General features: G+C 66.7%; 17 protein-coding genes. 4 read left to right on the forward strand and 13 right to left on the reverse strand.

The window, feature by feature from the left end:
* Positions 1–78 precede the first annotated feature (78 nt).
* Positions 79–1524, forward strand: coding sequence for an aspartate ammonia-lyase (locus tag AC1AYD_RS10380; RefSeq protein WP_476545164.1), 1446 nt, complete (start codon positions 79–81; stop codon positions 1522–1524).
* Between the two features lie 249 nt (positions 1525–1773).
* Positions 1774–2559 (forward strand): mechanosensitive ion channel family protein, encoded by a 786-nt coding sequence (locus AC1AYD_RS10385; RefSeq protein WP_476532355.1) that lies wholly within the window; start codon positions 1774–1776, stop codon positions 2557–2559.
* Positions 2560–2607: 48 nt separating this feature from the next.
* Here the strand turns inward: AC1AYD_RS10385 and AC1AYD_RS10390 are convergent, their stop codons facing one another.
* The 9 genes from AC1AYD_RS10390 to murA all read right to left on the reverse strand — a co-directional run bounded on the left by AC1AYD_RS10390 (position 2608) and on the right by murA (position 13425).
* Positions 2608–3696 carry a lysostaphin resistance A-like protein gene (locus AC1AYD_RS10390; protein ID WP_476545134.1) on the reverse strand — a complete coding sequence of 363 codons (1089 nt, stop codon included), beginning with the start codon at positions 3694–3696 and terminating at the stop codon, positions 2608–2610.
* 306 nt (positions 3697–4002) lie between these two features.
* Positions 4003–5268, reverse strand: coding sequence for an ABC transporter ATP-binding protein (locus AC1AYD_RS10395; RefSeq protein ID WP_476545135.1), 1266 nt, complete (start codon positions 5266–5268; stop codon positions 4003–4005).
* 6 nt (positions 5269–5274) lie between these two features.
* Positions 5275–6165, reverse strand: coding sequence for an ABC transporter permease (locus AC1AYD_RS10400; RefSeq protein ID WP_476545137.1), 891 nt, complete (start codon positions 6163–6165; stop codon positions 5275–5277).
* Positions 6156–7085 carry an ABC transporter permease gene (locus AC1AYD_RS10405; protein ID WP_476502921.1) on the reverse strand — a complete coding sequence of 310 codons (930 nt, stop codon included), beginning with the start codon at positions 7083–7085 and terminating at the stop codon, positions 6156–6158. Before AC1AYD_RS10405 ends, AC1AYD_RS10400 begins: the two co-directional genes overlap by 10 nt.
* Before the next feature lie 35 nt (positions 7086–7120).
* Positions 7121–8287, reverse strand: coding sequence for an ABC transporter substrate-binding protein (locus AC1AYD_RS10410; protein ID WP_476502922.1), 1167 nt, complete (start codon positions 8285–8287; stop codon positions 7121–7123).
* Between the two features lie 342 nt (positions 8288–8629).
* Positions 8630–9751: a D-alanine--D-alanine ligase family protein gene (locus tag AC1AYD_RS10415; RefSeq protein WP_476502923.1), complete on the reverse strand. Its 1122-nt coding sequence runs from the start codon at positions 9749–9751 to the stop codon at positions 8630–8632.
* A gap of 109 nt (positions 9752–9860) precedes the next feature.
* The gene (locus AC1AYD_RS10420; RefSeq protein WP_476545138.1) at positions 9861–10856 is read right to left on the reverse strand and encodes an NAD(P)H-dependent glycerol-3-phosphate dehydrogenase; all 996 of its coding nucleotides are present in this window, start codon (positions 10854–10856) and stop codon (positions 9861–9863) included.
* A 65-nt stretch (positions 10857–10921) separates the two neighbouring features.
* Positions 10922–11818 carry a lysophospholipid acyltransferase family protein gene (locus AC1AYD_RS10425; protein WP_476545139.1) on the reverse strand — a complete coding sequence of 299 codons (897 nt, stop codon included), beginning with the start codon at positions 11816–11818 and terminating at the stop codon, positions 10922–10924.
* A 281-nt stretch (positions 11819–12099) separates the two neighbouring features.
* Positions 12100–13425: a UDP-N-acetylglucosamine 1-carboxyvinyltransferase gene (gene murA / locus AC1AYD_RS10430; RefSeq protein ID WP_476502926.1), complete on the reverse strand. Its 1326-nt coding sequence runs from the start codon at positions 13423–13425 to the stop codon at positions 12100–12102.
* A gap of 309 nt (positions 13426–13734) precedes the next feature.
* Between murA and AC1AYD_RS10435 the strand changes: the two genes are divergently transcribed.
* On the forward strand, positions 13735–15102 hold the full coding sequence (locus AC1AYD_RS10435; RefSeq protein WP_476502927.1) for an NAD(P)/FAD-dependent oxidoreductase: 1368 nt from the start codon (positions 13735–13737) through the stop codon (positions 15100–15102).
* A gap of 207 nt (positions 15103–15309) precedes the next feature.
* Here the strand turns inward: AC1AYD_RS10435 and AC1AYD_RS10440 are convergent, their stop codons facing one another.
* Together AC1AYD_RS10440 and AC1AYD_RS10445 are read right to left on the reverse strand one after the other, a co-directional pair.
* Positions 15310–16554, reverse strand: a complete 1245-nt coding sequence (locus AC1AYD_RS10440; protein ID WP_476502928.1) for a diguanylate cyclase — start codon at positions 16552–16554, stop codon at positions 15310–15312.
* A 407-nt stretch (positions 16555–16961) separates the two neighbouring features.
* Entirely contained in the window at positions 16962–18035 is a 1074-nt protein-coding gene (locus tag AC1AYD_RS10445) for a lysostaphin resistance A-like protein (protein WP_476545141.1), read from the reverse strand.
* A gap of 1075 nt (positions 18036–19110) precedes the next feature.
* Between AC1AYD_RS10445 and AC1AYD_RS10450 the strand changes: the two genes are divergently transcribed.
* The gene (locus tag AC1AYD_RS10450) at positions 19111–19830 is read left to right on the forward strand and encodes a response regulator transcription factor (RefSeq protein ID WP_476545143.1); all 720 of its coding nucleotides are present in this window, start codon (positions 19111–19113) and stop codon (positions 19828–19830) included.
* On the opposite strand, the gene AC1AYD_RS10455 is transcribed toward AC1AYD_RS10450, so the two are convergent.
* A complete protein-coding gene (locus tag AC1AYD_RS10455) occupies positions 19792–21210 on the reverse strand; it encodes a sensor histidine kinase (protein WP_476502931.1) in 1419 nt (472 codons plus the stop codon). The two genes, AC1AYD_RS10450 and AC1AYD_RS10455, sit on opposite strands and share 39 nt — an antisense overlap.
* A complete protein-coding gene (locus AC1AYD_RS10460) occupies positions 21207–21884 on the reverse strand; it encodes a DUF805 domain-containing protein (RefSeq protein WP_476545144.1) in 678 nt (225 codons plus the stop codon). Before AC1AYD_RS10460 ends, AC1AYD_RS10455 begins: the two co-directional genes overlap by 4 nt.
* Between the last annotated feature and the right edge of the window lie 132 nt (positions 21885–22016).

Here is a 22016-nt window from a genome sequence, read left to right on the forward strand (position 1 = left end):
GCGTTTCCCGCGTCGAGGCGACATCATGGAGACATGACGAACGAGACGAACGCAATGAACGCGACTGGCGACGGCACGATGCGGACGGACGGCGCGGCGGCGCCGGCGCCGGTCCGCATCGAACACGACTGCATCGGCGAACTGGCCGTACCGGCGAACGTGTATTGGGGCATCCACACACAACGCGCGATCGGCAACTTCCCGGTCTCCGGCATCACCGATTCGGCGCACCCGGAGCTCATCCGCGCCTACGCGACGGTCAAGCGGGCCTGTGCGGGCGCGAACGAGGAGCTGGGGCTCATCGACGCGGACAAGGCGCGGTTCATCCGCGAGGCGTGCGTCGAGATCGAGGGCGGCAAGCTCGCCGACCAGTTCCCGGTGGACGTGATGCAGGGCGGCGCGGGCACGTCGTCGAACATGAACATGAACGAGGTGATCGCCAACCGCGCGTTGGAGCTCGCCGGGCACAGGCGCGGCGACTACGCGTACATCCACCCGAACGACGACGTGAACGAGTCGCAGTCGACGAACGACACGTATCCGGCGGCGTGCAAACTGGCGCTGATCGACGCGATCCATCCGCTCGCCGAGGCGACGAAGCGTCTCGCGAAGGCGTTCCACGATCTGGCGGACAAGCACATCAACGACGTGACGCTCGGCCGCACGCAGCTGCAGGACGCCGTGCCGATGACCTACGGGCAGGAGTTCCACGCGTTCGCGACGCTGCTCAAATCCGATCTCGCCGGTTTCGAACGGCTCGTGCCGCAGCTCGCGCAGCTGAACCTCGGCGCGACGGCCATCGGCACCGGCATCTGCGCGGATCTGCGGTTCCGGCGCGCGGCGACCGAGCATCTGGCGCGCATCACCGGCCTGCCGATCACGGCGGCGCCGGACCCGGTGGCGGCGATGACCGACATGGGCGCGTACGTGTCGACCTCGGCGGCGTTGAAGAACCTCGCCGTGCACCTGAAGAAGGCGGCCGACGACCTGCGTCTGCTCAACTCGGGCCCGCGCGCCGGATTCAACGATCTGGACGTGCCGGCGCGTCAGGCGGGTTCGAGCATCATGCCGGCGAAAGTGAACCCGGTGATTCCGGAATGCGTGAACCAGTGCTGCTTCATGGTGTTCGGCATGGACGTGACGGTGAACTGGGCGGTGGCCGAGGGCCAGCTGCAGCTCAACGCGTTCGACCCGGTGATGGTGCACGAGCTGCTGACCGGCATGTCACTGCTCACGAACGCGATGGACGTGTTCCGCGTCAACTGCATCGAGGGCATCGTCGTGCACACCGAGGTGGGGCGCGCACACGCCGAATCGACGCCGTCGATCGCGGCCGCGCTCAACCACTACATCGGCTACGAGCGGGGTTCGGCGATCGCCGCCGAAGCGGTGCGTTCGGGCCGCACGGTACGCGAGGTGGCCGGCGAGATGACCGATCTGCCGGCGGAGAAGCTTGACGAGATCCTCGATCCGATACGTCTGGCGCGTGGATTGGGTCAGACCTGCCGCGAGCACCGGGAGTAGGGAGATTCGGGAGTAGGGACCGGAACGACACCCCCTCAGTCCGGCAGGCACCCCCTCAGTCCGGCCTACGGCCGGCCAGCTCCCCCTGAAGGGGGCGCAGACTGAATTCGCGCCCCCTTCAGGGGGAGCTGGCGCGCGGAACGCGACTGAGGGGGTGCCCGCCGCGCGCGACACGCCGACGTGCGGTTTTGCGGATATTCTCCGGTGGATATGCACCGGCTTCCAGCCCCCGCGTTTATCGTGGTGCGCATGGAAAACTTCGATGACATGATTGCGGCCTGGTTCCGTGCGAACGCGGGCAAACTGCTGTGGCTGTTCGTGGTGGTCGCCGCCGCGTGGGTGGCGGACCGCGTGCTGCGACGGCTGCTACGCAAGGTGCTGGATAATTCGCAAATCCCCAGCGCCTCCATCTTCATCAACCTGATGCGCGTGGTGGTCTGGTGCGCGGCCGCCACGATGGTGCTGCAACCGGTGTTCGGCATCAATCCGACGACGTTGGTCACCGCCCTCGGCGTCGGCGGCGTCGCGTTGTCCCTCGGTCTGAAGGACACGATCGCGAACGTGATCGGCGGGTTCGGGCTGATGCTCGGCCGCGTGATCCAGCCAGGCGATCTGGTGTCGATCCAGGGCGTGACCGGCACGGTGAAGGACATCACGTGGCGTCATTCGATGATCGAGACGCGCTCCGGCGACCAGATGGTCATCCCGAACTCGATCCTCAACACCGCCTCGCTGACGAAGCTCACGACGGTCACCGAAGGCATGGCCACGGTGCCGTTCACGGTGAAGGGCAGCGCCGACCCGGACGAGGTGAGCCGCGACATGCTGCGGCGCGTGGAGGCGGGTGCGAGCGCGGTGCTGCGGCCGGAGAACCCGCCGCTGGTGAAGTTCACCGGGTTCTCCCCGTACGGCGCGGAGGGCGAAATCCTGCTGTTCGTGCGCGACGGCGTGCTGCTGTCCACCGCGAAGGACCGCGCGGCGCGCGCCATCGCCACCGCCGACTACCTGGTCAAGGACGGCGGCGCCTCCGAATGATCACCGGGAGACGGCATCGCGCAGCGATGACGGAGGGAGAGACCGCGGTCAGAAGAGCGTGATCAGTCCCATCTGCCACAGTCCGAGCACGACGGTGAGCAGGATGTAGACCGCCATGCCGGGATTAAGGAACGCGAGGCGCGCGCCGTACCACTTCGGCAGCTGTTCGGGCGGGTCGTAGAATTCGATGCGCTTCACGTTCACGCAGATCAGCGCCACTCCGGCGATGACGAGCAGGACCATGAGCACCCCGTACAGGCCGAGCAGCATGACGCCCATCATGGCGACCGAATCGTGCTCGGCCACGCGCATCATCTCGGCCTCGCCCGCCGAACCGCTCATCATCTTGGCGACGTCGCCGCCACCGGCGCTGATGAGCTTCAGGATGCCGGGCGCCACGAGCGAACCGGAGGCGTTGATCACCATGTGCATGATCACCGGATAGCGGAGGCGGCTGGTGCGCATGTACGCGTAGCCGAACACGAGACCGAGTCCGAACGCGTAGAAGAACTGGTACAGGTTCATGTGGAACAGCGCGAACGCGAACGCGGACAGCACAATGGCAGTGCGTTCGCCGTAGCGACGCGTACGGTCGATGATCTGCTTGCGGAACAGCCATTCCTCGAAGAACGGCGCGAGCAACACGACGAACAGCGCGTCCACCCACGGGTCCACGTGCAGGATCATCTCGGAAACGCGGTTCGTGGCCGTGCCTCCCGAGATCACGCCGGACAGCCACGTGCCGATGATGTTGCCCGCCATCATGATCGGGAAGCACGCGATCATCAACGTCCAGAACCGTTTCGCGCCGAGCGTGAACTCGCGGGCCTTCAACGCCGGCACGCGGGAGAACACGCTGAGGCCCAGCGGCATCGCGACCGCATACAGCGGCCCCGACGAGATGAGCATGGAGAGCCACATGGGAGCGCCGCCCGGGCCGGGGAACAGCGGCCGCAGCAATCCGGACAAGACGATGTTCAACCCCACCCAGAACGCGATCATCACGCACAGGCCGACGCCGATCAGCGTGAACCGCCGGTGCGCCTCCATGAAGAACGGCCGGTACGGGTCTCCCGACTGAGACGTCTGGGACGGTGTCATCTGCGACGGTGTCATCTGCGGCTGTTCATCACTCATACGTCCCAGCTTACGGCACTCGTCACCGACGTAAAACTATGGGCGTGACTAGTATAGTCACGCCCATAGTAAAGGCCCCCATCGAATCAGAACACGACCGGAGCAACAGACCCCGCTGGGCTCCATCACAACTTTCCCCGTACGTTGTTGTCAAAAGTGTGCTGTTCCGACACTTTTAACATGTTAAAAGTGTGTTGACTGCACACTTTTGACAACAACCGCCGTGGGAGGCCGTGCGGGACGGCGCAAGGCGACGCGGAACGGCGCATGCCACCGGCACACCGCCGGCACGCCACACAAGGCGATTCAGCAGGCGAGCGCTGCGACGGGGCGCGGCGTGACGATCACCTCGTCACCGACGGCGAGACCGGCGGGCAGCTCGTTCGCGGGCAGCTGCACGGTGACCTTGAGCTGTTCGCCCTTGTTCCAATGCCGGTATTCGCCGCTGGAGATCCCGCAGTCGACGCGGGCCACGGCGCCGAGGAAGTGAATCACCTCGACGCGGGCGTGCTCGCCGGCCGCGGACGTGGCCTCGCCGGCGCGCACGAGCGCGATGTTCTCCGGGCGCACGAGCACGGCCACCGGATCGCCTTTCCTGGAGCCGGGCAGCAGCGGCACGCGCTGGCCGAACACGACCGCCTCCTCGCCGTCGGAGGCGCCGGGCAGACGGTTCGTCAGACCGATGAACGTGGCCACGTATTCGGTGGCGGGACGCTGGTAGAGGTCCTGCGGCGCGGCGATCTGCTCGATGCGGCCGTGGTTCATCACACCGATGCGGTCGGCGACGGCGAGCGCCTCCTCCTGATCGTGCGTGACGAACACGGTGGTGGTGCCGGTGTCGAGCTGGATGCGGCGGATCTCGTCGCGCAGCTGGACACGCACCTTCGCGTCGAGCGCGGAGAGAGGCTCGTCGAGCAGGAGCACGCGCGGCTTGATGGCGAGCGCGCGGGCGAGCGCCACGCGCTGCTGCTGGCCGCCGGACATCTGCTGGGTGAACTTGTTCGCCTGATCGGCGAGGCCGACGAGTTCGAGATGCTCCATGGCGACGCGTCGACGTTCCTCGCGCCCGACGCCGCGCACTTCGAGACCGAATTCGACGTTCTCGACGGCGGTCATGTGCGGGAACAGCGAGTACGCCTGGAACACCATCGACATGCCGCGCTTGTTGACGGGCACGCCGGTGACGTCCTGTCCGCCGACGAGGATGCGGCCGCCCTGGATGTCCTCGAGGCCGGCGAGGGAGCGCAGAGCGGTGGATTTGCCACAGCCGGAGCCGCCGAGCAGCACGACCATCTCGCCGGGCTTGATGTCGAGGTTGAAGTCGTCGAGCGCGTGCACGGTGGAGCCGGGGTAGATCTTGACGACGTCCTGCATCCGGATGCCGCCGCCGCGGGTGGCGGAATCCTTGAGCAGGGCCTTGGCGGCCTTGGTCACGTCCTTGCCGCGCACGCCTTCGAGCGTGGCGGTCGGGTCGTTCTTGAACTCGTGTTCGGCCTGCTTGTGTTCGGCCTGCTTGTGTTCGGCCTGCTTAGCGCCGCCGGCCGTGACGTTGTTCTGTTGCGCGAGAGACATAATCGGTTACTTGCTTTCCTTGGTTTCGCCCGTGCGCGTCCTGCCGATGTGTTCGGAGATGAGGTCGAGCGCGATGAGCAACACCACGCCGAACAGCAACGCGAGCAGCGACATGGCGGTGGAGATCTGGGAGTTGGATTGGCCGAGCTGGTAGAGCGCGACCTGCAGGTTCATGCGGCCGAGCAGCGAGGCGACGGTGTATTCGCCCAGCACCACGGCGATGGAGATGAAGCTGGCGGACAGGATCGACTGCCACAGGTTCGGGATGATGACGCGGAAGAAGACCTTCGGCCAGGAGGCACCGAGCGAGCGGGACGCTTCGACGAGGGTCTTCACGTCGATGGAGTTGAGTCCGACGGCGATGGCGCGGAAGGCGAACGGCATGACGAGCACGACGTAGGCGAAGCACAGCCAGATCGGGTTGGTGTCGAGCACGGCGGAGCTCAGCCAGCGGTAGATGGGGCCGAGTCCGACGACGAGCACGATGGCGGGGATGGTCAGCGGCAGCGTGGCAACCCATTCGATGGCGCGTTCGAGCGCCTTGGAGCGGATGTGCACAATCACCATGGTGGGGATCATGAGCAGCAGCATGAGCACGACGGTCACGACGCACAGGCCGAGCGAGGCGCCGAGCCCCTGCCACAGGACGGTCAGGTCGGCGCCGAGCGATTCGCCGTTGCCGGTGAAGATCGCGATCCACGGGGCCGCGGACCAGCGTCCGGACAGCGGGTGGCGCAGCGTGAAGACGAGCATGGAGATGAGCGGCACGAACAGGAACGCCAAGGTGACGAACAGGATGACGAACTTGATGACGCTCTGCCTGCGCACGCGGGCGGCGCGCAGTTGCGGCGGGCGGTTCGACGCCGCGACGGTTTCGGTGGTGGTGTTCACTGCCAACGTCCGGCCCTCTTTTCCACGGCGTGGCTCAGCAGCATGACGATGGCCACGACGATAATCATTGCGAATGCCAGCACTTGGGCGAATCCCTGCTGGTTGGGGTCCATCTCGTTGCGCATCGCGCCCTGGATCATCAGCGGCACGAGGATCGAACGCTGCGAGAACAGGGCCGCGGCGGTCGCGTACGCGGAGAACGCGGAGGCGAACAGCAGCAGGAACGCGGAGATGAAACGGGGGGTGAGGATCGGCAGGGCGATGCGCGTCCAGTACTGGAACGTGTTGCCGCCGAGCGACTCGCACGCCTCGCGCCACTGCGGTCGGATCGAATCGACGGCGGGCAGGAAGATGATGATCATCAGCGGAATCTGGAAGTAGCAGTACACGGTCACGAGGCCCGGCAGGGAGCTCAGCCAGTTCGGGTTGACGGTCAGTCCGGTCACCTGTTTGATGAGCATCGTGCCGATGCCGTTGATGCCGATCGTCGCGATGAACGCGAAGGCGAGCATCACGCCGCCGAACTGGGCGAGCACGGAGGAGATCGCGGAGACCAGGCGCCGCAGCAGGCCGTTCGGCTTCGAGCCGATGACGAGCGCGTAGGAGGCGAGGCCGCCGACCACCGCGCCAATCACGGAGGACGCGACGGACACGAGGATGGAGGTGACGAACGCGGAGACGGTGTTCGGTTCGAACAGTTTGCTGAAGTTGTCGAGCGTGAAGCCGCCGTCACGGGTCTGGAACGCGCCGACGACCACGATGACGGTCGGGGCGAGCAGGAAGCACGCGGTGTACGCGAAGAACGGAATCGTCACCGCGAAGGTGCCGAGCTCCTTGCGATGCCTCGCGAGCGCGGAGGAGGATGTAGCGGACGGGCCCGCGGCCTTGCCGGCGACGGACCCGTTCTGTGCGATTGACGCAGTCATGGGATCGGTTCCCTTGGTCTGACGTTCGAACCGGCTCAGTTGCCGATCGTCTTGTCCCAGTTGTTCTGGAGCCACTCGGTGATGCGGGTGGCGTCGTCGTTGGTGTAGCTGACCGGCTTGCCTTCGATGGTGATGGCGTCCTTGAGGGTCGCCTGGTCGACGGTGCCGTCCTGCTTCATCGAGTCGAGCAGCACCGGGTTGGCGCCGCCCTTGAACCACAGGTTCTGGGCTTCGGCGGTGTACAGGTACTCCTCCCACAGGCGGGCGGCGGCCGGGTGCGGCGCGTCCTTGTTGATGGCCTGGTTGTAGTAGCTGACGACCTGCGCCTTCGGGAAGGTCTTGTACTCCCAGTTGACGCCCTTGCTCTTCAGCTCCTTCTTGTAGGAGGCCTGGTTGTAGGTCCAGTCCATGACGACGCCGGTCTGGCCGGAGTCGATGGTGCCGTTGGTCACGTCGACGGTGGTGAGGTTGCCGGCGTCCTTGAGCTTCTTGAAGAAGTCGAGGCCGGGCTGGACGTTCTTGATGTCGCCGCCGGCCAGCTGGTTGACCATCAGGTAGCCGTTGAAGGCGGCGCCGGCCTCGGCGGGCTTGCCGTTGAGGGCGACGGTGCCGGCGAACTTCGGGTCGAGCAGGTCGTTGAGGGACTTGATCTCGCCGTACTTGTCCTTGTTCCAGCCGATGGACATGATGCCGGTGTAGTCGGCGTAGTAGGCGCCGTTCGCGTCCTTGTCCTCGTCGGGGATCTTGTCCCAGGCCTGCACCTTGTACGGGGCGAAGGAGTCGGTGGAGGTGGCGGCGATCTGCTGGCCGAGGTCGAAGACGTCCGGCGCGGCGTCGGTGCCCTTGTTGGTCTTGGCGGCGTCGAGCTCCTCCTTGGAGGAGGCGTTCGGGTTGAGCTCGGTGATCTTGATCTTCGGGTACTTCTTCTTGAAGGCGGAGATGACCTCGCCGTAGTTGGACCAGTCGTGCGGCAGGGCGATGACGTTCAGCGCGCCCTCCTTCTCGGCGGCCTTGACGAGGTCGTCCATCGTGCCGAAATCGGCGAGGGAGGTGGCCTTGGCGGACTTCTGGTCGACGGTGACGGACTTGCCGGTGGAGCCGGAGCCGTTGCTGGAGGAGGCGTTCGACGAACCGCAGGCGGCCATCGAGAACGCGAGCACGGTGGCGATGGCGCCAGCCGCGATCTTACGCAGGTTCTTCATGGGTGTTCCTTACTCAACTTGCCTCTAGGGAGTTGCCTCTAGGGAATCGGGGGGCCTTCATCCGCGCCGTGGGCGCGCGGCCCGTAATCCAATTGAGAAAGGTACGTCCGTTATCCGTCCCGACACCGACGCCCCGGTGAACGCCGCGCGACCTTGCGCGACGGATTGATGAACACTCGGAATCCGTAGATGAACTGCGACGATTACGTTGTCCGCATCGACATTCGGACGGCGGAAACACGCGGGGAGGGTCCCGACATAGCGACGGAACCCTCCCCGACACAATCAACCAATCGACCAATCGACCGGCACCCCCACCGGCCCTCACCGGCACGCAGGCGCCTAGCGCAGCACGCCGTCGATCAGGCGGGTGATGAGCGCGGTGTAGCTCACGCCGGTGGCGTCCCACGCCTTCGGGTACATGGAGATCGGCGTGAAGCCGGGCATCGTGTTGATCTCGTTGACCATCACGGTGCCGTCCGCCGTGACGAACGTGTCCACGCGGCTCAGGCCGGCGCCGTCGACCGCGACGAACGCGCGGCGGGCCACGTCGCGCACGTCCTCGAGCACGCTGACCGGCAGGTCGGCGGGCACCTCGACATGGCTGGCGGACGCGTCCATGTACTTGGAGTCGAAATCGTAGAACTGGTCGTCGTCCTGATGGTCGAGCACGATTTCGCCCGGCCAGCTGGCCTCCGGCTCGTCGCCGGGGGCGGCGGCGAGCACCGCGCACTCGATCTCGCGGCCGTCGATGCCCTGTTCGATGAGCACCTTCCAATCATGCTTGCCGGCCTCGGCGATGGCCGCGCCGAGCTGGGAGGCCTGCGCCTCGGGCGAATCGGATTCCTCGACCTTCGTCACGCCGAAGCTGGAGCCGGCGCGCGACGGCTTGACGAACAGCGGGTACGTGAGGCCCGCCTCGGCGACGCGCTGAAGCGCCTCCTCGGGGCGGACGGAACGCGCGTCGACCATCACGCCGGGCGCGGTGGGGATGCCAGCCGCGTTGAGCACGACCTTCGTGTAGTGCTTGTCCATGCACGCGGCGGACGCGAACACGCCGCAGCCGACGTACGGCACGTCCATCATCTCGAGCAGACCCTGCACGGTGCCGTCCTCGCCGTACGGGCCGTGCAGCACGGGGAACACGGCGTCGACGTGGCCGAACGGTTCGAGCGTGCCGTCCGCGTTGCGCGCGAAGAAGCCGTCCTGGCCGAGCGCCACGTCGAGCACGACGTCGCGCGCGCCGGCGGTGCGTTCGACGGTCGGCAGCGCGCCGCCGTCGAGGTTCCAGCCGCGCGGGTCCTCGCCGTCGACGATCCACTTGCCGTCCTTGGTGATGCCGACCGGCACCGCCTCGAAGCGGTCGGTGTCGAGCGCGTTGAGCACGCCGGCGGTCGAAATGCAGGAGATCGAGTGCTCGTCGGCCCTGCCGCCGTACAACACCACGATGCGCTTCTTGGTCATAGTCGTTTTCTCGTCCGTTTCTTTATCGTTCTTTGCCGAATTACCGAATCGTTCCGGGTACCGTATCCTACTCCGCGGCGGCTCCGCGTCCACCGCGGCGGTTCCGCGACTATTCCGCGGTGATCTCGCGGCCGAACAGCAGGGACAGCATCTCGGCGCAGGAGATGCCCTCGTCGAGCACGCGGCTCATCGCGTAGGCGAGCGGCGTCGGCACGCCGAGCTCGTCGCCGAGCGCGACGACGGCGTCGGTGGTGGGCACGCCTTCGGCGACGCCGTTGCTCACCTTCGTCGCCTCCTCCTTGCTCAGGCCCTTGCCGAGGTTCGCGCCGAACGTGTAGTTGCGGCTCAGCGGGGAGCCGCACGTGGCGATCAGGTCGCCCACGCCGGCGAGTCCGGCGAACGTCTTCGGGTCGGCGCCGGCGGCCTTGCCTAGCGCGGTGAGTTCGGCGAGTCCGCGCGTCTCGATCATCGCGGCCGTGTTTTCGCCGTAGCCGGCGCCGCGCGCCATGCCGACGGCGAGCGCGACGACGTTCTTCAGCGAGCCGCACATCTCCAGTCCGATGACGTCGGTGGTGACGAACGCCTTGAAGTAGTCGGTGGTGCACGCCTTGGCGACCTTGGTCGCGTTGTCGAGGTCCTCGCAGCCGACGACGGTCGCGGCGGGCTGGCGCAGCGCGATCTCCTTGCTCAGGTTCGGGCCGGAGATGGCGGCGAAGCGCTCGGCCGGCAGGTCGAGGGATTCGCGCACGACCTCGTCCATGCGCTTGTTCGTGTTGCGTTCGATGCCCTTCATGAGGCTCACGACGATCGCGTCGTCGGGGATGAGACCCTTGAATTCGGCGAGCGCGACGCGCGCGAACTGCGCGGCGATCGCGACGACGACGATCTCGGCGTTCCTGACCGATTCGGCGCGGTCGCCGGTGGCGGTCATGTTGTCCGGCAGATGCTCGATGAACGGGAGCCTCACGTGATTGCGGTGGTTGTCGCGGATGCCTTCGACGATTTCGGGCTCCATCGCCCACATCGTCACGTCGTTGCCCGCGTCGGCCAGCACCTGGCCGAACGCGGTGCCCCATGCGCCGGCGCCGAGAACAGTGATCTTCATGCTATGTGATTCCTTACTTTCGGTTCGTGACTGTTTCGTGACCTTCGTGCCATGCTACTCGCCGCTCACGCCGAGGCGATCGGGGTGCGGCTCATCGTGCGGTAGTCCCAGTAGCCTTCCTTCGGGAACTTCTCGCCGCGGATCTCCTCGAGCAGTTCGTTGAGGCGGATGAACATGCGCCATTTGAGCGCTTCGACGGCTTCGGCCGGCGGCTCGTCGCCCCAGTCCTCCATACCTTCGAGCAGGTCCGAGTAGTCGAGCTGGTGGTCGTAGCACATGACGACGTTCTTGCGCGGCCACGGCCACCAGTGGTTGATGGAGGCGGCACCCCAGGTGGCGGCGCAGAACAGCGGCACCTGCTTGCCGAGTCGGCGGGAGGCTTCGAGCGCGATGTAGGCGGCGCCCTCCTTGATGCTCATCACCCATTTCTGCGGGTCGCGGGTGACGGTGCCTTCGGGCCAGACGGTGAGCGGGCGGCCGGAGATGAGGATGTCGATGGACGTCTCCTCGATCTCCTTGGCCTTGCCGGAGTGACGTTGCACCGGCTGCATGCCGACGATCTGGAACCATTTGCCGATGATCGGCCACTTCGCCATCTCGGCCTTGGCCATGTAGCGCGGGCGGCGGCCCATGTGGAACAGGCTGGCCATCGGCACGAACACGTCGAACATGGTCACGTGCGATGCGGCAGTGATGAACGGGCCGCTTTCGGGGATGTTGTCGAGTCCCCACGCGTAGGTCCGGCAGCTCGCGTTGAAGACGACGTCGACGCCTTTGAGCAGACGCCTCGTGCCTTTCGGGTTCTGCGCGTCGATCTCGTGCTGGTTGACGCTGCGGTCGGCGCCGGTGGGCAGGTCGCGCATCGGGTCGACGAGATGATGCTTCTTCGCGAGTTCGGCGACGCGCTCGTCCGAGAGGGGCTTGACCGCGGAGCGCGGCGACGGTTTTCCTTTGGATGCCATGCGCCTTATTGTACGTTCGCCCCCTACCGCGGTCCGTCTCCGTCGACCCGCGCGGATGCTCCGGCTACGGCTCCCCCTCAGTCCGGCCTCATGGCCGGCCAGCTCCCCCTGAAGGGGGCGCAGAGCAGCCCCACGTACAGGCCCCCTCTGACGAGGGGGCTGTCCGCGTAAGCGGACTGGGGGAGAGATACCGGGAACCGTTACGTTCCAGCTATCTCTCCCCCAGTCTCACTCCGTTCGACAGCCCCCCCTCGTCAGAGGGGGCCTGGATGCGTTGTCCGTCAGTCGATGTCGGCGCCGAGCTGGTGGAGCTTGCCGCGGAAGTCGGCGTAGCCGCGGTCGATCAGGCTGATGCCCTGCACGTTGGACGGGCCCTTCGCGGCGAGCGCCGCGATCAGGTGGCTGAAGCCGCCGCGCAGATCCGGCACGTCGATGTCGCGGCCGGTCAGCGGGGTCGGTCCGAAGATCACCGCGGAATGCTTGTAGTTGCGCTGCTGGAAGCGGCACGGCAGGGACCCGAGGCACTCGCGGTACAGCTGAATCGTCGCGCCCATCTGCACCAGGGGCTTGGTGAAGCCGAAACGGTTCTCGTACACGGTCTCGTGCACGATCGACAGGCCGTTCGCCTGCGTCAGGGCCACGACCAGCGGCTGCTGCCAGTCGGTCATGAAGCCGGGGTGCACGTCCGTCTCGATCGCGACCGGCTTGAGGTCGCCGCCCGGATGCCAGAATCGGATGCCCTTGTCGGTCACGTCGAACTCGCCGCCGACCTTGCGGAACACGTTGAGGAACGTCATCATCTCCGGCTGGGTCGCGCCCTTGACGAAGATGTCGCCGCGGGTGGCCAGCGCCGCCGACGCCCAGCTCGCCGCCTCGATGCGGTCGGTGAGCGAGGTGTGCGTGTAGCCCTTGAGCTCCTTGACGCCTTCGATGCGGAACGTGCGGTCCACGTCCACGGAGATGATCGCGCCCATCTTCTGCAGCACGGCCACCAGATCCATGATCTCCGGCTCGATCGCGGCGCCGGACAGCTCGGTCTTGCCCTCGGCGAGCACGGCGGCGAGCAGCGTCTGCTCGGTCGCGCCCACGGACGGGTACGGCAGGTGGATCTTCGCGCCGTGCAGTCCGTTCGGCGCGGTGATGTGGATGCCGTCCTTATGCTCCTTGTCGACGTTCGCACCCAGCTTGCGCAGGGTCTCCAGGTGGAAGTCGATCGGACGGCCGCCGATGTTGCAGCCGCCCAGCGCGGGGATGAACGCCTCGCCCAGACGGTGCACCAGTGGACCGGAGAACAGGATCGGGATGCGCGACGAACCGGACAGCGTGTCCACGTCCGCCACGTCGGCGAGCTGGACGTGCGTCGCGTCGATCGTGACGACGCCGTGATCGCCGTCCACGTCGACGTCCACGCCGTGCAGGCGCAGCAGATCAGACACGACGTGCACGTCGCGGATCTCCGGAACGTTCTTCAGCACCGACTTGCCCGGCGCGAGTAGCGCGGCGACCATCGCCTTGCTGACGAAGTTCTTCGCGCCACGCACCTTGATCGTGCCGTTCAGCGGCTTGCCGCCCTCGACGTGCAGCACGTCGTTCTCGTTTTCGCCCACGATTACCTCTTTCGATTCAACAGGACCGCGAAACACTATCAAACAGTGTGCCATAAGGCATGTGCGAACACCGTGAAACCCGTGGCGATGCGGCTGGCGGCGTAATCCCCGCGCCGCCGGCCGCACGCCGCCGCGACCGCCACGCCGAATGTGACGCGCGTCACAATCGTCGGCGATCGCCGCGCGCCCGACGGATCCGCCGTCGTCGCTTTGCTATGGTGGGCAACAGAGGTGAACGTTCACGGATGGCAGGCGATCGAAGACTGCCGGAACGCACCACCCGCACCACTACGCAAAGGAGCATAATCCATGACCACCGTCGCCATCGTCGGATGCACGCACGCCGGCACCTTCGCCGCCACGTCGATCCTCGCCGAGCATCCCGATTGGACCGTCCACGTGTTCGAACGCAACGGCACGCTGTCGTTCCTCTCGTGCGGCATCGCGCTGTGGGTCGGCGACCACGTGTCCGACCCGAAGAAGATGTTCTACTCGTCGCCCGAGGCGCTGGCCGAGGCGGGCGCGACCATGCACATGCGCACCGACGTGACGTCCATCGACGTCGCCGCCAAGACGCTCACCTACCGTCCGGTCGACGCGATCGGCGTGGGCGTGGGCGACGCGGCCGGCGAGGAGCAGACGCTCCACTTCGACAAGCTCGTCGTCACCACCGGCTCGCGCCCGGTCGTGCCGCCGATTCCCGGCATCGACAGCCCGCACGTGCTGCTGTGCAAGAACTGGGACCACGCCATCGCCATCAAGGAGAAGGCGAAGGAGGCGAAGTCGGCGGTCGTGATCGGCTCCGGCTACATCGGCGCGGAGATCGCCGAGCAGTTCTCGCTCACCGGCGTGAAGACCACGCTCGTCGACGGACTCGACCGCCCGCTCGCCAACAACTTCGACAAGAAGATCACCGACCAGGTGGCCGCCGCGTTCGAGGAGCACGGCGTCACGCTCGCGCTCGGACAGAAGGTGACCGCCTTCCGCGACAACGACGACGACACCGTCACCGTCGTCACCGAGAAGGGCGAGTACACGGCCGAGATGGCGATCCTCGCGGTCGGCTTCCTGCCGAACACAGACCTTCTCAAGGGACAGGTCGACATGCTGCCGAACGGCGCGATTATCGTCGACGACTATATGCGCGCCTCCGTGCCCGACGTGTACGCGTGCGGCGACTCGGCGACCGTCTTCTACAACCCGACCGGCAAGCACGACTACATCCCGCTCGCCACGAACGCGGTGCGCCAGGGCCTGCTCGTCGGCCGCAACATCGCGGAGCCGACCGTCAAGTACCTCGGCACGCAGGCGACGAGCGCCGTGCAGCTGTACGACCTGTCGCTCGCCGCGTCCGGCCTGACCGCAACCGGCGCGGAACGCCGCGGGCTCACCGTGCGCGAAACCGAACTGACCGAGGACTACCGCCCCGACTTCATGCTCACCACCACGCCCGTCACGTCGATTCTCACGTGGGATCCGGAGACGCGTGAGGTCAAGGGCGGCCAGTTCTGCTCGAAGGCGGACATCTCCGGTGCCGCGAACGTGATCTCGATGGCGATTCAGGCGAAGTTCACCATCGACCAGCTCGCGAACGTGGACTTCCTGTTCCAGCCGAACTTCGACAAGCCTGTCTACTACGTCGGCGCCGTCGCCATGAAGGCCGCCGCCGAAGCCTGACGGACGCAACCCATCGTCTCCCTCCGACGAAGGAGGCCGCGTCACCGAAGCCTGACGGACTCCCCATTGCCTCCCTCTGACGAGGGAGGTGGCCACCGAAGGCGGTCGGAGGGAGAGATAGCCGGAACATCACGTTCGCGGTATCTCTCCCCCACCCGGCTCCGCCGGGAACCCCCTCGTCAGAGGGTCCGATCCTCTCAAGCCGACCTACAGGGTCGCCTTGATCTTGTGGGCGAGGTCGGCGTCCCACATCGCGCCGGTGGCGGACATCACGCTGTCCGCGCCGGCGCGCTTGTACGCGGCGAAATCATCCGGCGTCACGACGCCGCCGACGCCGTTGATCGCGAAATCGAGACCGCTCTTCTCGCGGATCGCGGCGAGGCGCGCGACCATGTCGAGGCCCGCGCCGCGGATCGCGTGGCCGCACACGCCGGAACGGTCGCGGCCCTTGCCCGGCAGGGCCTGACGTCCCTCCGCGTCGACGAGACGCGCGGAGATCGTGTTGATCGTGCTGAATCCCTGCACGGTGCCGCGGCCCACGGTCGATCGCACCATGAGCTCGAGCGCCGCGTCGTCGGGGATGTAGGCGAGCTTCACCATGAGCGGCGTGTCGCCGATCTCGTTCTTCACCGCCTCGGCGATGCGGCCGACGAGCAGCGGATTATGGCACAGGAGCACGTTGTGGCCCTCGTTCGGGCAGCTCGTGTTCATCACCATGACCTTCGCCCCGGTCTCCTTGACGAGGCGGGCGGTGGTCGCATGGTCGGCGATGTACTCCTCCTCGGTCATGCCCTCCACGCGGGAGCCCTGGAATCCGGGGACGAGCAGCTGGCCGGGGCCGGCCGCCGCGATCGCGCGGAACATGTCCGGCTGCCACAGGTCCGGGTCCTGCGAGGGCACGCCGAAGCTGTTGGAGATGGAGATCGGGCGCTCATAGTTCGTGTCGGCGAGCACGCCCTCGTCGAGTTCCGGGCTGCCGGGGGTGAGGCTGCCGTCCGCCGACTTCGGGTGTACGGCGAGCACGTTCGGGAACGGGTTGCAGCCCCACGCGCGCGAACGCACGGTCTTGTAGGTGGCCAGGTCGAAGCCCATGCGGAACGCGGCCGTCGTGAAGCGGCTGTTGAGCAGCGGGCCGGCGGGGATGCCGAACGCGAGGTTCACCGGCACGCCGAGGAACGAGTCGGCAGGGGCGGAGCCGGCCTCAGTGATGGCCGTCTCCCCCTCAGTCGGCTTCGCCGACAGCTCCCCCACATGCGTGGGGGAGCAAACGCCATTGACTTGCTCCCCCTCCAAGGGGGAGCTGGCCGCGGAGCGGTCTGAGGGGGTCTCGCCGGCCTCGGCATCCCGATGCAACGCCTCGGCGAACGCGCCGAACGGGCCCTGCTCGTAGTTGTCCTCATAGGTACGGTTCACGTCGTAGAACGGTTCGGACTGCTGGAGGCCCTGGCTCATGGTGTTCTCGATTCTCCTCGACTATGTGCGGATGCTGTGCGCAGATGACGATGTGCGCATATGCGCGACGTTGAGCGGAAATCGCCGAAAACCGGCGGATGTGCTCGCCTATCTGTCCATTATCCAGCATAGGCATCGTCATACACAAACGACGCGCCTTCAAGGGCGCGTCGCTCGTCGTGCAATCCTCATCGGTCACGGATCGATCCCCGCTTATCACGGATCGCGCCACGATCGTCACGGATCACTCCACGGTTCTCCACGGAAAACCGACGCGAATCACGGAGCGAACCGTGCATGCCCGGGAGCGAACCGCGCGAAAACCGGAGCGAACCGGACCACCCACGGAACGGACCGCACGCGACGGAGCGGAACGTAAGCCGCGCGCCGGCGCGGCGCCGTTCCGCTCAACCGACCATCGCCGAGACGAACGAGACGATGGCGAACAGCGCGTTCAGCGACACGAACACGATGAACGCCCACGACGTCCACCCGGCATACGTGTCCTGGCCGCTGCGATTGGCGCGCACGAACCAGCCGAGCCGCCGACCGTACAGCGCGAACACGAGGATCGTGCCGATCACGCCGGCCAGCGCCAACGCGAGCGTGAAGATGCCATACCCCATGTCGCCGAGGAAATGGCTGGCGAGACCGTCGATCACGCCGGACAGGATCGCGTTGTTGAAGATGTGCAACGCGATCGCCCAGACCAGCGAATACTCCATCGCGACATAGCCGAGCACCAGACCGAACAGGAACGCGAAGAAGCCCTGCACCACGTCGTCATGGAACAGGCCGAACGCGAGCGCCGACGTGAGGATCGCGAAGTTCCGGCCGAGCGGCTTCAGCTCCTTCATCAGCACGCCGCGGAACATCATCTCCTCGCAGATCGGGCCGACCAGGCCGATGTACAGCCACATGCTCACGGTGATGGCCGATTCGTTGATGCTGTCCGACGTGGGCGAGGCCAGATCGGCGCCGAGCATCGAGAACGCGAGCTGGATGAGGACGATCACGCCCTGCACGCCCAGAGCGACCACGATGATCGCGAGGCACGCGAGCGGGGTCATGCGCCGGCCGCCGTACTGGCTGACCGTGCCGAGCTGGTTCGTCTCGCCGTAGGTCTCGCGATGCGGGCCGCCGAGCCAGAATTCGCGGGTGAAGATGTCGCGGCAGCGCATGAACATCAGGAATCCGACCGCGGCGAACACGGCGATGAGACTCAGGACGCCGGTCCATCGGTTGAGCGCGCTGTCGTAGGCCGACGAGCCGCCGCTTCGGTTCGTCGCGGCGAAGATAGCGCCGAAGACGATGCCGGCGACGATGCTCACGCCCGTCATCACGCCCTGATAGGCCAAGGTCAGACCCATCGCGCGGTTGACGACCTTGCGTCGCCAGGTGCGCCACCATGCGCGCGGGTCGATGGCCGCGAACGTCGGCACCGCCATCGGCACCGGTTGCGCGTAGTAGGTGGGCCACATCGGCTGGGGCTGGAACTGGGGTTGCGGGTAGGACTGGGGTTGAGGTTGAGGCGGGTACGGAGCCGATTGCGGCGGGTACTGTGCAGACTGCGACGCGTAGTGATCGTGGCGCGGCGCATATTGGTATTGGGCGGCCTGCGATGGATATTGGGCGACAGGCGCCGCCTGCTGGGAATATGGCACGGACTGGGCTGGCTGAGCATACGGAACAGTCTGCGGGGCCGACGCGGCCTGAGGAGCAGCCACGGGCTGTGAAACCGCCGCAGGCTGGGGAGTCGGAGTGGCGTATTGCGGATACTGCGCGTACTGCGGCATGGGCTGTGCCTGAGACTGGGCCGGCTGCCACACCGGCGGCTGCGGGTAGGCCGAAGACTGGGGAACGGCCTGCGGATAGGCTCCAACCTGCATGGTTTCGGCACCAACCTGCATGGTTTCCGGCGCAATGTGCGGAGTTTCGCCGGCAACGTGCAGGCTTCCCATCGCAACCTGTGCAGTCCCCTGCTGAAGACCGGCGCTCCGCGTCATCACCGGGTTTTCGGGAACCGCGGTATTCCGCGGATTCCCCGAGCTGGCAAACGGCTCGGCGGGAGCTTCTACTCGGCCACCCCGTACAGGTTGGCCCGCAGCACCTACACGTTCGGCCCCCAAACCTACAGGTTGGCCCTCGGACCCTACACGTCCATCCGAAAACCCTACAGGTTCGCCCCCAGACCATGCAGGTTCGCCCGGAGCCCCTACGAATTCGCCCCTGTCACCCGCTGATGCCGACGGCCGCACCGGCTCACCCGATGACACCGGCCCGCCCGGCCACCCCGAATTCCCCGGCTGTACCGACTCACCCGCCTGCGCCTGGCTCCCATACTGCGACTGCTGCGTCGCGTCCCATTGTTCCCGTTGTTTTTGCTCGGATTGCCGCATCTGCGGATTCGCATCCCCCTGCGGATGTTCTTCATTCGTATTCATGCCGCCCAACCTATGCCCCGTTCCTGAACGTAACATGACCACGTCCACAGATGTCCACAGAAGTCCGCCGTATCGATTCCGCGCAACGCCTGACCGCGTTATGATGACGGCCATGGAATCTCAGGGGATGCCGCAGGTACTGGTCGCGGCGGTGGACAACGACCGCATGGCATTGCTCGCGCTGCGGGGCATCCTGCCGCAGCTGCTGCCTGAATCGCGATGGCTGTGGGGCGTCGGTTCCGCCGACGAAGCGGTGCGCCTCGCGCTCGACCCCGAGACCCGCCCCCGGTTGCTGCTCGTGGACATGTCGCTGGGTGATGCGACCGGCATCAGCGTATGCCGCAGGATCCGCCAACGGGATGCCCGCGTGGCGCTGCTGGGCATCACCGCCTTCTCGACCGCCGACTATGCCGCACGTGCGGCCGAGGCCGGCGCGCAGGGCATCGTCTCCAAGGCGGATGTCCCGCAATTGGCCCGCGCGTTGCGCGTCGTCGCATCGGGCGGTACGTTCACCCCACCTGACCGCAGGCCCCGGGCCGGCGCGACCACGCCGGACGTCCCCGTGTTCCGCACCGTCGACGAGGCCCATCGGTTGCTGACCGGCACACCCCCGAACGGCACACACCCGGATTCCCCGTCATCCGACGCCCCGAGACTCGGCCCCAAGGAATCCGAGACGCTGCGCCTGCTGTCATGCGGCCTGAGTTACGACCAGATCGCCGCACGATGGGGCGTCGCCGCGTCGACGGTGCGCACGCACGCCCATCGTGCGGTCGACAAGCTGCACGCCAATTCATTGGCGCACGCCATCGCCCTGTTCCTCGCGCGCTGATCCGGTTTCCGCGGGAACCGGCCGCAGCGGGATCTCCGCGCCGATCGTCCACGCGCCGTCCTGCGCGCTCGCGGCGAGCGTGCCGCCCAGCGCCTCGACCGCCGCGCGGTGCATCGCCAGTCCGCCGCCGTGCCTGCGTCCGTGCATCAGCGTCGACGCGTCGCCGGCGAGCGCGTTGACCTCGCTGATGCGGATGCCGGAATCGTCGATGCCGATGAACAGGCTGTACGCGGGCGTCGTCGCGTCATCCGGTATCGCGCAATGCCGCACGATGTTCGCGTAGATCTCCTCGACGAGTTCCATCACGACACGCTGCACCGGTTTCGGCACGCGCGCGCCGCCGCCTGCGTCCCCTGCCGCGGCGTCCCCGCCGCCCGTCACATCGATCCGACTGGTTCCGACGAATCCCAGCATCGTCATCGTGCGGTCCTGGTCTTCGAGGTATTTCTCCAGTTCGACGTCGAACGGCGGTGTACCGCCCGTCACCCCGCCGCCCTCCGCGCTCTCGGCCGCGACTTCCGATTCGAGGCCGGCGAGGTCGCGTTTGCCGTTGAGCACGTCGATGACGTCGTGCACGCGGGCGAGCGCGTGGTGCGAGCGCGCGTAGATCGCGTCGAGCATGGCCGCATCGTCGTCCGTCGCTTTGGCGCGCCATGCGAGCATCGCGATGGTGGACATGTCGTTGGCGACGGCGTCGTGGATCATGTGCGCGAGCGCCTGTTCTCGCGTGACGCGGCCGAGCAGCCGTTCGACGCGCGCCGCCCGCTCACCGGCGACGGACGCGTGGCGGAACGCGGCACCGAACATGATGAGGAATCCGAAGCCCATGATGTCGAACACGCCGGTCGCGACGCCCGCGATCGCCGTGTATCCCGGCACCGATGCGGCCGGAACGTCGGAGGCCATCACGCCGAAGCCGACGTCGCCGAACCCGGCGATCATGCCTGCGACCACGCCACTGCCCATCGACCGCGTGCCGAACAGCGCGAAGCAGACGGCGTCCACCGCCGCGTAGCCGACCAGCACGGCGAGCATCATCCGGTTAGGCAGCGCGTAGCCGATGGCAAGGAACAGGGTGACGACGGCGAATCCGCCGCTCGCCCACCAGCCATCAGGCAGAAATCCCATCGTCAGCAGCAGCACGGGCGCGACCAGGCACACTTCGCGCGGCCGGAACGGCAGCAGGGCGATGACGGCTATCCAGCCCAGCGTCAGCAGCATCCGCCCGGGCGATGACGGAGGCGCGACGATCAGCCCGGCCACCATCACGGCGAGGCCGATTCCCGCATCCTTCTCCAAGAAATGCGGTTCACACCACCAGCCGCGCACCTGTTCCAACGCGGCGCGGGTCTCGGAGAGACCGAATCGACCGTCGTTCATCGTGCGGTCTCCGCGCGAACCGCACGGACCATACCGGCCGCAGCCATGCCATCCGGCTTGTCGAACCGCATGCCGCGCGGATCGCTCGGCAGCACCATGAGAATCACCCATGCCAGCGATCCCATCGTGTAGCAGGCGAAGGCAAGCAACATTCCCACAATGGTCGCCGGTGCCGCGGCGCTGTTCCCCATGCCGTCGTAGCCGTACACGACGGCGAGCACGAAGACCGGCAGCAGCGAGCCGAGCTGCAGCAGGATCGGCAGAAGCAGCCACCGACCGCTCCGGTTCGCGTCGTGCAGTCGTCGGACGGACAGTGTGATGATTGGGATGAACAGCAGCAGCTGGACGACGGTCGCCGCGTTGTCCGCGACGGCGTCCAGCGGTGATTCACCGTCGGTTCCGCCCGCCACGTCGCTGACGCCGGCCGCGGTGCCGATCCCCATCGCCGCGACGACCACGATGGCGGCCACAATCGTGCAGAACAGCACGGCCCACCAGTATTCGCTGCGCGAGGCTCGGCCGTCGAGTACCTTCATCTTGCGGAAGAACCGCCCGACCGCACGCCTGAATCCGATGCCGTACCACGGCACCCACAGCGGAGGCTCCACCCCCAGCGGAGGCTCCTCCCGCAGCGGCGGCTCCGGCACCGGCCTGTCCTCATCCACGCTCATCATGGTCTCCTTTCATTCACTGCCCTCCACTCAACCGCATTCCGCGCCGGCCGTCCACCCGCGCAGGGCGACGGTCAACATGCGTCCACAGGAGATCGGCCCATAATCGGCATACATGCCTCGATTCGATACAGT

The organism is Bifidobacterium sp. LH_426, from assembly GCF_056356875.1.

What these genes read in the sequence shown, in the direction of transcription:
- AC1AYD_RS10380 (WP_476545164.1), top strand. Translation starts at nt 79, where the DNA reads ATGCGGACGGACGGCGCGGCGGCGCCGGCGCCGGTCCGCATCGAACAC.
- AC1AYD_RS10385 (WP_476532355.1), top strand. Translation starts at nt 1,774, where the DNA reads ATGGAAAACTTCGATGACATGATTGCGGCCTGGTTCCGTGCGAACGCG.
- AC1AYD_RS10390 (WP_476545134.1), bottom strand. Translation starts at nt 3,696, where the DNA reads ATGAGTGATGAACAGCCGCAGATGACACCGTCGCAGATGACACCGTCC.
- AC1AYD_RS10395 (WP_476545135.1), bottom strand. Translation starts at nt 5,268, where the DNA reads ATGTCTCTCGCGCAACAGAACAACGTCACGGCCGGCGGCGCTAAGCAG.
- AC1AYD_RS10405 (WP_476502921.1), bottom strand. Translation starts at nt 7,085, where the DNA reads ATGACTGCGTCAATCGCACAGAACGGGTCCGTCGCCGGCAAGGCCGCG.
- AC1AYD_RS10410 (WP_476502922.1), bottom strand. Translation starts at nt 8,287, where the DNA reads ATGAAGAACCTGCGTAAGATCGCGGCTGGCGCCATCGCCACCGTGCTC.
- AC1AYD_RS10415 (WP_476502923.1), bottom strand. Translation starts at nt 9,751, where the DNA reads ATGACCAAGAAGCGCATCGTGGTGTTGTACGGCGGCAGGGCCGACGAG.
- AC1AYD_RS10420 (WP_476545138.1), bottom strand. Translation starts at nt 10,856, where the DNA reads ATGAAGATCACTGTTCTCGGCGCCGGCGCATGGGGCACCGCGTTCGGC.
- AC1AYD_RS10425 (WP_476545139.1), bottom strand. Translation starts at nt 11,818, where the DNA reads ATGGCATCCAAAGGAAAACCGTCGCCGCGCTCCGCGGTCAAGCCCCTC.
- AC1AYD_RS10435 (WP_476502927.1), top strand. Translation starts at nt 13,735, where the DNA reads ATGACCACCGTCGCCATCGTCGGATGCACGCACGCCGGCACCTTCGCC.
- AC1AYD_RS10440 (WP_476502928.1), bottom strand. Translation starts at nt 16,554, where the DNA reads ATGAGCCAGGGCCTCCAGCAGTCCGAACCGTTCTACGACGTGAACCGT.
- AC1AYD_RS10445 (WP_476545141.1), bottom strand. Translation starts at nt 18,035, where the DNA reads ATGTGGCCCACCTACTACGCGCAACCGGTGCCGATGGCGGTGCCGACG.
- AC1AYD_RS10450 (WP_476545143.1), top strand. Translation starts at nt 19,111, where the DNA reads ATGGAATCTCAGGGGATGCCGCAGGTACTGGTCGCGGCGGTGGACAAC.
- AC1AYD_RS10455 (WP_476502931.1), bottom strand. Translation starts at nt 21,210, where the DNA reads ATGAACGACGGTCGATTCGGTCTCTCCGAGACCCGCGCCGCGTTGGAA.
- AC1AYD_RS10460 (WP_476545144.1), bottom strand. Translation starts at nt 21,884, where the DNA reads ATGATGAGCGTGGATGAGGACAGGCCGGTGCCGGAGCCGCCGCTGCGG.